The following is a 12,750-nucleotide window of genomic DNA, read 5'->3' on the forward strand; positions in this document are numbered from 1 at the left end:
TTTGGACTATCTAATAACTAAGGCATGTTGTACTCGTGGGGTGAGTGCGAGTTAATCCGCGATTCGGTACTGGGATTGGTGGTTGGACAACCACGCTTTAAGGGCACTACGAGAGACTTTGATGCCTGAGTCTGTCAATGCTTCTGGCATCAAAAAATAAGCCACTGGCCATTTAAACTTATCTAATTTACCCGTCAACCACAGCTCTATTTCTTGCTGATTAAGTGGTAAATTCCCACGTACCACGGCAATCGCTCGGCAGCCGAATTCAGCATCTTTAACCGCTACCACCATCGCTTGTTCAATATCAGGATGGCGATTGAGCACCGCTTCAATTTCTTCACAGTGAATATTCTCTCCGCCGGAAATAAATTGGTTATCGGCTCGTCCGATAATACGCAGTTCGTCACCTGACCATTCGCCGAGATCTTTACTGTCAAACCACCCCATAGCATCGACAAAAGGAATAACAATCCCCTGACGATAGTAACCACTGGCCAGAGTCTCGCCACTAATCCATATACGCTTTTGCTCTACTTTCAACTGGCGATTCGGTAATAAATAACCCGCACTATTTTGAGTATCTACCCGCTTGGCGGTGACTGTCGACGCAGCTTCGGTCATGCCATAACCTAACCAAGTTTCAATACCAAGTTGTGCCGCTTGTTGGCTAAGACTATGTGGAATATGACTACCACCGAGCAAAACATGAGTTAAAGTAAGTGTCTGCCCGCTTTCAAGCAGACGTTTTAATTGCGTAGCCACCAAAGAAGCATGAGTGACTTGCTGGATATCTTGACTCAGTTCTCCACACCCAACTTTTAAACACGCCCCAGCACTAAGCCAGCGGTAGATAATCGCCAAGCCAGAAACATGATACATCGGTAAACTCAATAGCCATGTATCCTGCTCTGTATAGGGAAAGTGCGCCAATAGCCCAGTTGCAGAAGCAAAATGCTGTGCAGAAGTATGGACGACTGCTTTGGGCTCACCCGTTGAACCGGAAGTAAACACGATCGAGCTCAATTGCTTTGCGTCAAAACCTTCTGTAATGGGAGTGCTACTCGCTAGCATCTGGCTATCATCAAGCTTAACGACCACTGTTTTTGGTGTTAATGCAGCGATTTCAGCAATGCTCAACGTCGCACCACACCCGAGCCACAACCACGCGGTTTGGTCGGGCTTATATAAGGTCTTCAGCTTTTTTTGAAGCAGTTCGTAAGGCTGCGGCATGGTTATCGCGCAGATCACGCCAAGTTTAAGGCTCGCCAAATACAAAAACAGCAATTCAGGGCTATTTTTACCCACCAACGTTAATACGTCATTGGCTTTTAACCCTTGCTGCCTAAGCGCATCAGCATAGCCATCCACTAACTGTGTTAACGCTGACCACGTGTAATCACCTGACGGGGTAATTAAAGCCTGTGAATTGGCCGTCTGTTGCACTTTCTGCTCCCAAGGGAGAGAAGAGAATGTGTGTCGAGCTTGTTGCATTATGACTGCCAAACAACGCATTGGTCAGTCAAAGACTGCAGTGGTAAATCGCACTCCGGCCAACTAACTTCTAATTGGGCTTTAAATAAACCAATGGTGTCTAGCCCTGGCACTTCGTCGGGCAATTGCCACTGTGCCAAACGGGCTAATTGGCACAGTCCCAAACTGGATTCAATGCTCGAACTTATCACCGCCTGAATGCCCATCGCTTTGGCTTTTTCAATCAATGCTACGCAACGCGCAACAGAACCAATCAATGTCGGCTTAATCACAATGGCTTTTGCACCCGTTAAATCTTCTAAACAAAAATCATCTCGACGCACGGCATGTTGTAGTGTTTCGTCCCAGGCAATGGCGATACCACTGTTAATCGCAAAAGCGAGACTGTAACTTGGCGACTGACATGGCTCTTCTAAAAAAGCAATGCGTTGACGTACCGAAGGAGAAACATACTTGGCAAAATGCTCTGCTTTGGCTGGCGTCCAAGCGCGATTCGCATCCAGACGAAGTTGTAAATCAGGCATCGATTCTAAAAAGAGGTTCACTAGCATTCCATCACGGATCGCCTCGTAAAGACCCACTTTTACTTTCGCCACTTTTTTACCCGGCATGGCATTTAACAATGGGATCAACTCATCAGGGTCGCCAGTACACAGTGGTGCAGCGTGATAGTTACCCATTGGTGGCAATTCACCGTTCAGCTCAAGCTCTGCCATCGATAGACCAAAAGCAACCGAAGGGAAAAGATCATCATAGGCAATTTGCTCACCACCAACCCAAAGCTCAAGTTGTTGCACAGCTTGCTGTTGTGCCTCTTCGGCTGACTCCACACTAAAACTGACCAGCGGTGCAACTTCACCTAAGCCTTTATTTTCGCCTTCGCACAACTCAATTATGAAGCCTTCGCGCTCCACCAGCTTTTGATCACGAAGAATTACGCCGCTATCCATCGGTAGACAGTAACGATATAGTTTGGCACTGCGCATAAATTTCATCTCTTTCTTAATGACGTTCTCTAGAGAGTAATAAACCTTCTCTAGCTATAAAGTTGTTTGGGTATATCAATGTACCGTGAATAAAAACAGCCATCAAAGGCGATAAGAGATGCTTAGTACTACCAATAAGCACCTCCAATATAACCATGAAACGACTGATGATATTCAATTAAGGGTTGCGAGGAAATTTATTAAACTCTGGGCGTCTTTTTTCATTAAACGCATTACGACCTTCTTGGCCTTCTTCTGTCATATAGAACATCATGGTTGCGTTACCCGCCAGTTCTTGTAGGCCGGCTTGACCATCACAGTCAGCATTTAATGCTGCTTTCAGACAGCGCAACGCCATAGGGCTGTGCTGAAGAACTTCACGACACCAGCGTACCGTTTCTTTTTCTAGCTCATCAACCGCAACGACGGTATTGACTAAACCCATATCCAACGCTTCTTTCGCGTCATAAAAACGGCATAAGAACCAAATTTCACGCGCTTTTTTCTGACCAACTATACGAGCCATGTAAGAAGCCCCCCAACCGCCATCAAATGACCCCACTTTTGGGCCAGTTTGACCAAACTGTGCGTTTTCAGCCGCGATAGTTAAGTCACACATCATGTGCAGTACATGACCACCACCTACTGCCCACCCAGCAACAGAAGCAATGACAGGTTTTGGACAAGTGCGAATTTGGCGTTGGAAATCAAGTACATTAAGGTGGTGCGTGCCTGAATCGTCACGGTAGCCGCCGTAATCACCACGAATTTTTTGATCGCCCCCAGAGCAGAAAGCATCTTCGCCTAAACCAGTAAGAATGATCACGCCAACTTGTTCATCATAGCGTGCATCCGCCAGCGCATTGATCATCTCTTTTACGGTTTGAGGGCGAAATGCATTGCGCACTTGTGGACGAGCGATGGTGATTTTTGCAATGCCATCTGGGGATTTGTGATAGTGAATATCTTCATATGCTGCGCCGCAGTCATTCCACACAACGGGCGCGTATAATTCTTCTTCAGTAATACCAACAGTTTTAGCCATGATGATTTTCCATTGTTGTTCTAAATTCGATGCTTATTTAGCATCGATGTATAAACTCTCGAATAATTTCAGCAAAAGCTTGTGGCTGCTCTTGGTGAACATTATGTCCAGCGTCTGGCACAGGGTAATACCGCAAGCCACTTTGCTTTGCCAATTGGGTAAACTTGATGTCGTTCTCGCCACAGACATAACACATTGGTGTCTGTGACAACTTTAACTTATCAAGCAAATAAGGCTGTTTGGCAAGTGAGGTAGAAACTAGCGTCTGAGCAACCGCAGCGCCAAGGTTAGCACTACGTTTTGTGATTAAGGTTTGTCTTTGCTCATGATTTAATGAAGAAAATACCGCTTGCTGATACCAATCGCTCAACACTTGTTCAATTAGCTCACTTTTGAATCGTTCTGACCAAGCTGTGTCACTGGCAAGTCGCTCACTTCTGAGTGCGTCATTCTGTAAACCAAAATTACCGCCTTCGATCACGACACCTTGAATATTAAATGTATTGAAACATTGCATCGCAACACCATACATCACCATTCGTCCGCCTAAAGAATAGCCGATCAGAATAATAGGAGTATTCGGTGCTATGTGCCGATTAATGATATTAGAAATGTGATTACAATCAGCTTCAAAGCCACCGCTTGGGGTTGATTGGCTTATACCATGCCCAGGTAGGTCAATCGTCACACAACGATAGTCTGTGAGGTAATGAATACTCTCTAGCCAATCATCACCACACCCCAATAAACCATGAACAAACACCAAAACGGGTTCGTTGTTGATCGCTATTGGCTGTTGACATCGACTAGCTGGCATCAATTTGCTGAGTAAATTGTCTAAGTTGAGTTGAAGCTTGCTCTGGAGGTGTGATCACTTCAACGATTAATGTTCCTTGTCCCTGCTGTAAGTGCTCACTCACGGCAGATTGATACGCGGATAATGTTTGAGGACGAACATAAGACAAACCAAATTGCTTGGCCGCAAACTCAAACTGATAACCATGAGGCATTTGATAAAGCGCTGACTTTTGGGCTTCAGGTACTGGCAATAAATCAAAAATCGCCCCGCCATCATTATTGGTGACCACAATCACTAATGGCGCACAAGTATGAGTTACTAGTGCAAGAGAGTTGAGATCATATAACAAGGCGGTATCACCGATAAGCATAAGCATCGGTTGTTGGTTAATACGTTGCACACCAGCCATGGTTGCAACTAAGCCATCAATGCCAGAAGCACCTCGGTTGGAATAGACATGGCGATTGTCGAGCGTAGCAAACATATCAACTAGGCGCACAATTAGGCTGTTACCAAGAAAAAGATCAGCATTTTGGCTACGCTCAGCAAGATCCAACGCAACCGCAATTTCACTTAATGACTCATCACCACACAAATGCAGTTGTGCCAGTTGCTCAAGCTCGCTAGCTTTGCTTTTTAATTGGTCAGCCCAACCTGCTTGAGTCGCACCTAATGCCGTCCACTTGCTAATATGTGTTTCAACCCACTGTTCAATATCAGCAACAAAATGCCATTGAGGTAAGTGGGAAGGGTTATTACGCTCAGCTTGAGATGAAACATATATATACTGCGCTGCGCGCTGCGTAACCTGTTCACTTAACCATTGGTTAAGCCTTTTCGACACTAAACGAGCCCCAAATTGAACAATCACTTCACATTCGCTGAGCTGCTCTTTCGCTATGCTATTTTGCAGCCATAAATCAAAATGTGTCCAGTCGCTGTTCACCCCAGATTGTGGATCACACAATACTGGCCAACCGAGTTTATTTGCAAACTGCTTGGCTTTCTTTGCGTTTGCAAGGTTCAATGAACCAATAATGACTAAACCTTTTTTATTAAATAGCTCACCACAATCCATGCTTTCAGTACACCATTGCCCAAAGCTTGAACTGTATGGCTGAGAGCTTAACTGCCATGAATCGATAGATGCTAGATAGCCAGCAAACTGGGTTTTATCCCCTTGCGAATATAAAGGTTCGGGAAATGGGCAGTTAATGTGTACCGTTCCACCTTGTCGAGCTTGGTTTGCCATCATTTCATCAAGGCTAGTGAGCAGCCAAGTTAATGGTACTGCGGTATTTGGGCTCGGTAAGTTAAGGGTTTGAGTCACATGTGAAGAATAGATGTCAACTTGATTGATGGCTTGATTGGCACCACACCCTACTAACTCAAGTGGGCGATCTGCGCTTAAAACCACCAATTTTTCGCCGGTGAGTTTAGATTCAGCAATCGCTGGCAACAGATTAGCCACCGCGGTGCCAGAAGTCACGATTACCGCGACTGGCTTTTGACTTGCCTTGGCTAATCCCAAAGCTAAAAAGCCTAAACCACGTTCGTCAAAATGCGTATGCAGTGTGAGTTTTTGATTGGCATCCGCTTCAAGGGTCAAAGGAGTCGAGCGCGAACCCGGAGCAATACAAACCTCTTCAACATCCAAGCGTGTCAGCTCTTCAAGAAGGGTCTGGCTCCAAATTCGATTCAATACCGCTTGATCTTGTTTCATGATGCAACTCCTAGTGGCAAGTGGTCACTGATCAAACTCAACAATGTTGACATCTTTTTATCTAGTTCTTGCCATTCATATTCCGCCACTGAACCGGGGACAATCCCAGCCCCAGCAAATAGCTGCACTTGTTTATCCACTAATAATGCACTGCGAATGGCCACACAAAACTCCGCTTTTTGATGGCTGATATAGCCTACCGAACCAGCATACCACCCACGAGCAAAAGGTTCATGGGCGAGAATGAAATCCATCGCCTCTTTGCGCGGTAAACCTGCAACCGCAGCCGTAGGTTGCAATGCACTGAGCAGTTGCACACCGTTAATGCCTTTTTTAAGCTGAGCATGGATACTACGTTTTAAATGCTGCACTTTACGTAACCGCACTAAGCGCGCTTCCTGTTCTACCTCAACACATTCAGAATGTGGCGTTAAACGCTCAACAATATCATCCACCACATATTGGTTCTCATTGAGATTTTTACTATCTTGAGAGAGCCAATTTGCCAATTCCATATCTTGGCTCGCATTCATGCCACGACCAATGGTTCCAGCCAGAGCTTCCGTATAAAGCTCATTTCCTTGACGCGCATACAAACGCTCAGGGGTTGAGCCCATAAAGCTGTGTTTTTGGTCCAGTGCTAACAAAAAATGAAAACTGTGATGATTTTGCGTAGAGCTAGCTTTCAGCAGTTGCGCTGCATTGAGTGGCGAATCTAAATTCAGTGTTGTTTTTCTCGCTAGCACCACTTTCTTAAACGCATTTGCCTCAATCCCATCAAGTACCTGATCGATAAGCTGCTGCCATTGACTCTCATTTGGCTCATGCTTTATGCATTCTATATGTGAAGAGATTGAACGTAATGGGCTTACATCCATTTGCAGTTTACTCAGCGCCGCTAAAGTACGGTGGCGTTCTGCGGTCACGTTAACAGCAATTGACCATTGTTCATCAAACCGAATCAATTCAATTTGTGGCAAAAAAAAGAATGACGACATGCAACGCTTGTTTTTGTCGGTATTACCATCAAACGAGCGCCCCCCCCAGACACGTTGCTCAGCACCTAAAATAGTATAAGCAGGTTCTGGTTCAGAGAACGTATACAACTGACCTAACGCAACCACTTCTTCACGCGTGTCACGTGATTGCCAGTAAAACTTAGGGAAAATTGGTTGGGCTTCAAGCCAATCAATAGACGCGAAAAGTGGAGCTTCTGGCAAATTTTGTACAAAACGAACGTCATCATCCTTCGCGTCGTTTATTTGCTCTATCAACAGAGCAATGGCTTGATGAAAATGCGACAAATCGACCTCGTAAATATTGAGAGACGGGCTTTACTGATGGCTACTCTATTTAGACAGGCAGCGTAAATCAAGGTTGCCTCCCATCTTTTGTAAATTCCTGTGATAAAGGGCTAGCCTATCACTTCCGAAAAAGCACCCTATTGTAGATTTTTATTCTATCAAAAATCAATTTGGTGTATTTTAATAAAGAAATCATTTAATTTTCAGGAATCACACAATGCAAAATATCGAGATGTCGTCAAAACTCGATAATGTCTGCTACGACATTAGGGGCCCTGTACTCAAACATGCTAAGCGCATGGAAGAAGAGGGGCATAAAATACTGAAGCTAAATATCGGTAACCCCGCCCCATTTGGCTTTGACGCCCCAGACGAAATCCTTGTTGATGTGATCCGTAACCTCCCAACATCTCAAGGTTATTGTGACTCGAAAGGTATCTATTCGGCACGTAAAGCCGTAGTGCAACATTACCAGAAAAAAGGCTTACGCAGCTTAGATGTCGAAGACGTTTATATTGGTAATGGCGCCTCTGAACTTATCGTGATGGCGATGCAAGCCTTACTTAATAATGGCGATGAAATGCTGGTTCCAGCACCTGATTACCCACTATGGACAGCTTCTGTCGCACTTTCTGGTGGTAAAGCCGTACATTACCTATGTGATGAAGAAGCCGATTGGTATCCCGACCTAGACGATATCAAAAATAAAATTACGCCTAAAACACGTGGCATTGTGTTGATCAACCCGAACAACCCAACTGGTGCAGTTTATAGCCGCGACTTTTTACTAGAAATTATCGAAATTGCTCGTAAACATAAGTTGATCATCTTCGCCGACGAAATCTACGATAAAATTCTCTATGACGGTGCGACTCACACGCCAATTTCAACACTGGCTGATGATGTCTTAATGCTAACGTTTAATGGTCTATCGAAAGCTTATCGAGTATGTGGTTTCCGCGGTGGATGGATGTTTATCACCGGACCAAAGCATATCGCTCAAGGCTATGTAGCTGGCTTGGAAATGCTCGCATCAATGCGCTTGTGCGCCAACGTGCCAATGCAACATGCCATCCAAACGGCACTAGGTGGCTATCAAAGTATCAATGAGTTGATTCTGCCGGGCGGACGCTTGCTCGAACAGCGCGATCGCGCTTGGGAATTGATCAACCAAATCCCTGGTGTTTCTTGTGTGAAACCGAAAGGAGCAATGTACCTGTTCCCGAAAATCGACACCAAGATGTACAACATTAAAGATGACCAAAAAATGGTCCTAGATTTTCTGAAACAAGAAAAAGTGCTGCTTGTACAAGGTACGGGCTTTAACTGGCCAAAACCGGATCACTTCCGTATTGTAACATTGCCTCACATTGAAGATTTGGAAATTGCTATTGGTCGGTTTGAACGTTTCTTATCAACCTACAGCCAGTAGAATTTTAACATAAAGTTCCATATGCTAAACGGACGCATTTTCCTAAACTGAAAGAGCGTCCGTTTTCTTTTTCACTCAAAGCAAGGATGTTTATTGCAATGAAAGAGAGCCATTTTTTTGCCCATCTCGCTCGAATGCAGTTAATTCAACGTTGGCCTTTAATGCGTTCGGTTTCCAGTGAAAACATTTCAGAACATAGCCTACAAGTTGCTTTTGTCGCACACGCATTAGCGGTGATCAAAAACAAAAAATTCGGTGGGAAGGTTAATCCTGACCGAATTGCAATTTTGGGGATGTATCATGATACCAGCGAAGTATTAACTGGCGATTAGTTCGTTTTTCTAATATAAGTAAACAAGTGATTTAGTTCGTTAATACACAGAAGTTAACATTAGACTATTGCAAGGATATTCAATTGAAAAAATCACAAAGTACATTCATGGCATGGGTGACACGTATGCCATTAATAAAACGCTGGGCATTAATGCACTGCTTTCAAGAAGAAAATGTTTCAGAACATTCTCATCAAGTTGCAGTAATAGCTCACTTGTTAACTGTCATTAAAAACAAACGATATGGAGGTAACTTAAATCCAGAAAAAGCTGCAGTTACTGCTATTTATCATGAAATATCAGAAACAAAACTTCAGGATATAAATTCAAAAACCAAATACCACAGCCCAGAATTTACAGCAGCATTTAAAAAGCTTGAAGATATCGCAGAAAAAGAATGTTTAGAAACATTACCAGAGGATTTACGTGATGAATTTTCAAATTTGCTTGTTCAAAAAAATGTAGACACTGAATATAAAGCGATTGTAAAAGCAGCAGATATACTATCAGCTTATATAAAGACCCTAAACGAACTTCGATTTAATAATGATGAATTTTTACATGTCAAAAAAGGACTTGACCCAAAGATTAAAAGACTTATTACTGAAATGCCTGAAGTAAAAGATTTTATGGATGTATTTTGTGATAGTTGCACTACTACATTTGACAAAATATCAGGATAAATAATACCTCTTGATACCTATACAGGGCGAGCGCATGAGTGCCTAGCTTTTCACCACTTGACTAAAACCAGCACTTAATATTGCCTCTAGCATCGATGTATTCATCATGCAGCGCTTTTGCTTACCAACAATGCTTAGCTTGGTTGACTCTTCTCGGAGCATGTTCAAACTCATATGACGTAAGCATGATAGGTTCTCTGCACCGCGGTCTTTATATATCTGGAACGCATCTTCATTCATGGTTACATCAAGCACACAGTGCATTGATTCTATGCCCCAATGTTCTCTGACTGCCATCGCTGCTTGCTCTGCACTGAGCTTTTTTGAACTGATGTAATAACGGTACTCTAGAGCGACAGATTTGCCTTTCTCAACGCGAAAGTTTTCAACCATAACTATGCTCTTCAAGCCTTTCCAGCGAGAGAAGTCACCTTCAAGTTTCGTACTATCAAAAACATAGCATTGGCGAGATTCTATACGCCCATGACCTTTCTCAAGAGAAAGGTCATCAGCTACATTGGCTCGCTAAGAAGAGAACGCCTTTTCTATTGCTTGTCGGAGTTTTCCTTGGTTGCTCTTTACAGCAAGCAAGTAGTCCCCTCCTTGCTCTACAATGGTTTTGGCAATTTTAGTTTGACAGGCCATTGTAATGGTACGGTTAAACGATATCAGTAAATCAGATGAGTTGCGTTCACTTATCGTACACCATAGGTACCTGTTTCGAGTTAGAACTAAAGCACAGCGTTTAAAGTCTGTGCTTTCGATAAGTCCGTTATATCAATGCTCTTTAGTTAGTGTAGAAAGCGCGCTTCAATGCCATTTCAAGGCCGCGAACTTCCGCCAAGCCTTTCAGGCGACCGATGGCTGAGTAGCCTGGGTTGGTATTCTTCTTCAAATCATCCAGCATTTGGTGACCATGGTCCGGACGCATAGGAATTAAACGGTGATCGCCCACTTCTGCGCGGCGTTGTTCTTCATCCAAAATCGCCATCACCACATTGTACATATCCACATCGCCATCAAGGTGCGCAGCTTCGTGGAATGTCATCGGGTTGCTTTCTTCACGCTTGGTAGAACGCAAGTGGGTGAAGTAAATACGATCGCCATGCTTTTTGATCATATTTACGAGGTCGTTGTCACCACGAACACCGTAGGAACCAGTACACATGGTCAAACCGTTCATTTTGCTTGGCACTTTTTCGGTCAACCAATCAATATCTTCGATGGTTGAAACAATACGTGGCAAGCCAAGAATTGGACGCGGTGGATCGTCTGGGTGCACAGCAAGCTTCAAACCGCACGCTTCACAAACTGGCATCAACTCCGCTAAGAAGTAAGCCATGTTCTCACGTAGTTTATCTTTGCTAATGTCCGCGTAGCGATCCAACTGCGCTTGGAATTCTTCTAACGTGTAGCCTTCTTCAGCACCCGGCAGACCAGCAATGATGTTACTTGTCAGTTGTTGGATTTGCTCCGCCGTCATGTTGTTGAAGTATTCAAGCGCCTGAGCTTGTTCTGATTCGGTGTAATCCGCTGCGGCGCCTGGGCGTTTAAGAATGTAAAGCTCAAATGCCGCAAAAGCAATTTGGTCAAAACGCAAAGCTTTAGAGCCATCTGGCATTTCAAATTCTAGGTCGGTACGCGTCCAGTCGAGTACTGGCATGAAGTTGTAGCAGACCGTATCTACACCGCACTCTGCAAGATTACGCAGCGTCTGTTTGTAGTTGTCAATCCATTGCTGGAAGTTACCAGTCTGAGTTTTGATTTCTTCATGAACTGGAACACTTTCAACCACCGACCACGTTAAGCCTTTCTCTTCGATGGTGACTTTACGTTTTAAAATTTCTTCTTTCGACCACACTTCACCATTTGGAATGTGGTGCAAAGCATTCACAATGCCTGTTGCGCCAGCTTGACGAATATCGTCTAGCGACACAGGGTCATTCGGACCGTACCAACGCCAAGTTTGTTCCATATTCATTACCTTTCTTTAGGTAATACTAGTGCGTAGTAAATACAAAATTCACTAGTATTATTTTCTCTTAATATTTTAAATTAATTATCTAAATAAGAAGCCATCAAATTGTGGATCGTCTACATCAGATAATTCAAATAACGTTTGTTTGACATTTTCGAGATGTTGCCACATTGCTTTTCGAGCCTCTTCAGGATTTCTTCGATGCAATGCTTTCAGTATTTTTTCATGATCTTCCAACCACGCAGAACGATAATTTATATCAGTAATACGTGAATGTAATTGACGCCACATCGGACTTTTATCTCGACGAGCCCATAATTCACATACAATATCACTCAATACACTATTCTGGGAGGCTTCTGAAATGGTCAAATGAAACATTTCATCACCATCATAGTCACCATTCCCTGTCTCCAGTTTTTTTCGTTCAGTATCTAATGCTTCTCGCAACCTTAAAATATCTGCTTTAGTTATATTTTGTGCAGCAAAACTCGCTATCTGGCTTTCTAGTACCTGCCTTGCTTGAAGTAATTCGAATGGACCGATATCTGAGTTTTCACGCGTGTCTGCAGGTCGAGAAGGTATATCATAGTTTGGCATATTAATGACATACACACCTGATCCCTTACGCACCTCCACTAACTGCTGAAGTTCAAGCATAATAATGGCTTCACGAACAACCGACCGACTGACGTGCAGTTCTTCTGCTAGATCTCGTTCTGGTGGTAGTCGGTCTCCAATCTTAAACTCAGAATTAACAATACGTTCTTGTAATACAAGCCCTATTTCTTGGTAAAGCCTTTTTGGTGTTTTAATAGCGATATTCATAGTTAATGCTTAATCTTAATCTCTTAAAAACGATAATAGCATTGCCATACGATTGGTCAACCAATTAATCAACCCGTTTAGCTTGTATTACAAAGAAAACCTCTTATCAGTTAGTCAGCAACAAATAAAATCAATTTGAGCGTACT

At 43.5% G+C, this 12,750-nt stretch carries 10 protein-coding genes and 2 pseudogenes; 3 read left to right on the plus strand and 9 right to left on the minus strand.

Going from position 1 to position 12,750, the window contains the following annotated elements; translation table 11 throughout:
• Nucleotides 1–51: 51 nt before the first annotated feature.
• The 6 genes from menE to AACW06_RS00260 form a co-directional block, all read right to left on the minus strand.
• Nucleotides 52–1,494, minus strand: coding sequence for an o-succinylbenzoate--CoA ligase (gene menE, locus AACW06_RS00235; RefSeq protein ID WP_192073516.1), 1,443 nt, complete (start codon nucleotides 1,492–1,494; stop codon nucleotides 52–54).
• Complete coding sequence (gene menC, locus AACW06_RS00240; RefSeq protein WP_192073517.1) at nucleotides 1,494–2,480, minus strand: o-succinylbenzoate synthase; 987 nt, start codon at nucleotides 2,478–2,480, stop codon at nucleotides 1,494–1,496. Before menC ends, menE begins: the two co-directional genes overlap by 1 nt.
• A gap of 178 nt (nucleotides 2,481–2,658) precedes the next feature.
• Nucleotides 2,659–3,525: a 1,4-dihydroxy-2-naphthoyl-CoA synthase gene (gene menB / locus AACW06_RS00245; protein ID WP_053312178.1), complete on the minus strand. Its 867-nt coding sequence runs from the start codon at nucleotides 3,523–3,525 to the stop codon at nucleotides 2,659–2,661.
• A gap of 37 nt (nucleotides 3,526–3,562) precedes the next feature.
• Nucleotides 3,563–4,342, minus strand: a complete 780-nt coding sequence (gene menH / locus AACW06_RS00250) for a 2-succinyl-6-hydroxy-2,4-cyclohexadiene-1-carboxylate synthase (RefSeq protein ID WP_192073518.1) — start codon at nucleotides 4,340–4,342, stop codon at nucleotides 3,563–3,565.
• On the minus strand, nucleotides 4,332–6,047 hold the full coding sequence (gene menD / locus AACW06_RS00255; protein ID WP_192073519.1) for a 2-succinyl-5-enolpyruvyl-6-hydroxy-3-cyclohexene-1-carboxylic-acid synthase: 1,716 nt from the start codon (nucleotides 6,045–6,047) through the stop codon (nucleotides 4,332–4,334). The genes menH and menD overlap by 11 nt, the downstream gene beginning before the upstream one ends.
• Nucleotides 6,044–7,366 (minus strand): isochorismate synthase, encoded by a 1,323-nt coding sequence (locus AACW06_RS00260; protein ID WP_192073639.1) that lies wholly within the window; start codon nucleotides 7,364–7,366, stop codon nucleotides 6,044–6,046. Before AACW06_RS00260 ends, menD begins: the two co-directional genes overlap by 4 nt.
• 202 nt (nucleotides 7,367–7,568) lie before the next feature.
• Here AACW06_RS00260 and AACW06_RS00265 point away from each other — a divergent pair, with 202 nt between their 5' ends.
• From AACW06_RS00265 to yfbR (AACW06_RS00275), 3 genes and pseudogenes are all read left to right on the plus strand, one after another.
• The gene (locus AACW06_RS00265; RefSeq protein ID WP_192073520.1) at nucleotides 7,569–8,783 is read left to right on the plus strand and encodes a pyridoxal phosphate-dependent aminotransferase; all 1,215 of its coding nucleotides are present in this window, start codon (nucleotides 7,569–7,571) and stop codon (nucleotides 8,781–8,783) included.
• A gap of 98 nt (nucleotides 8,784–8,881) precedes the next feature.
• Nucleotides 8,882–9,112: pseudogene (gene yfbR / locus AACW06_RS00270) on the plus strand (5'-deoxynucleotidase); the annotation flags it as partial.
• Between the two features lie 86 nt (nucleotides 9,113–9,198).
• Nucleotides 9,199–9,798 carry a 5'-deoxynucleotidase gene (gene yfbR, locus AACW06_RS00275; protein WP_192073521.1) on the plus strand — a complete coding sequence of 200 codons (600 nt, stop codon included), beginning with the start codon at nucleotides 9,199–9,201 and terminating at the stop codon, nucleotides 9,796–9,798.
• 42 nt (nucleotides 9,799–9,840) lie between these two features.
• On the opposite strand, the pseudogene AACW06_RS00280 reads toward yfbR (AACW06_RS00275), so the two are convergent.
• The 3 genes and pseudogenes from AACW06_RS00280 to AACW06_RS00290 form a co-directional block, all read right to left on the minus strand.
• Nucleotides 9,841–10,443 (minus strand): annotated as a pseudogene (locus tag AACW06_RS00280) (ISAs1 family transposase); the annotation flags it as partial.
• Between the two features lie 142 nt (nucleotides 10,444–10,585).
• On the minus strand, nucleotides 10,586–11,773 hold the full coding sequence (gene uxuA, locus AACW06_RS00285; RefSeq protein ID WP_192073640.1) for a mannonate dehydratase: 1,188 nt from the start codon (nucleotides 11,771–11,773) through the stop codon (nucleotides 10,586–10,588).
• Between the two features lie 84 nt (nucleotides 11,774–11,857).
• On the minus strand, nucleotides 11,858–12,604 hold the full coding sequence (locus AACW06_RS00290; protein WP_192073522.1) for an FCD domain-containing protein: 747 nt from the start codon (nucleotides 12,602–12,604) through the stop codon (nucleotides 11,858–11,860).
• Nucleotides 12,605–12,750: the final 146 nt, after the last annotated feature.

This window comes from Vibrio sp. S12_S33 (assembly GCF_963889785.1).
In the GTDB taxonomy this organism is placed as follows: domain Bacteria; phylum Pseudomonadota; class Gammaproteobacteria; order Enterobacterales; family Vibrionaceae; genus Vibrio; species Vibrio aestuarianus.

Excerpts from the sequence above, each read along its gene's own strand:
- AACW06_RS00265 (WP_192073520.1), top strand. The coding sequence starts at position 7,569 with ATGCAAAATATCGAGATGTCGTCAAAACTCGATAATGTCTGCTACGAC.
- menE (WP_192073516.1), bottom strand. The coding sequence starts at position 1,494 with ATGCAACAAGCTCGACACACATTCTCTTCTCTCCCTTGGGAGCAGAAA.
- menH (WP_192073518.1), bottom strand. The coding sequence starts at position 4,342 with ATGCCAGCTAGTCGATGTCAACAGCCAATAGCGATCAACAACGAACCC.
- menB (WP_053312178.1), bottom strand. The coding sequence starts at position 3,525 with ATGGCTAAAACTGTTGGTATTACTGAAGAAGAATTATACGCGCCCGTT.
- menC (WP_192073517.1), bottom strand. The coding sequence starts at position 2,480 with ATGCGCAGTGCCAAACTATATCGTTACTGTCTACCGATGGATAGCGGC.
- menD (WP_192073519.1), bottom strand. The coding sequence starts at position 6,047 with ATGAAACAAGATCAAGCGGTATTGAATCGAATTTGGAGCCAGACCCTT.
- AACW06_RS00290 (WP_192073522.1), bottom strand. The coding sequence starts at position 12,604 with ATGAATATCGCTATTAAAACACCAAAAAGGCTTTACCAAGAAATAGGG.
- uxuA (WP_192073640.1), bottom strand. The coding sequence starts at position 11,773 with ATGGAACAAACTTGGCGTTGGTACGGTCCGAATGACCCTGTGTCGCTA.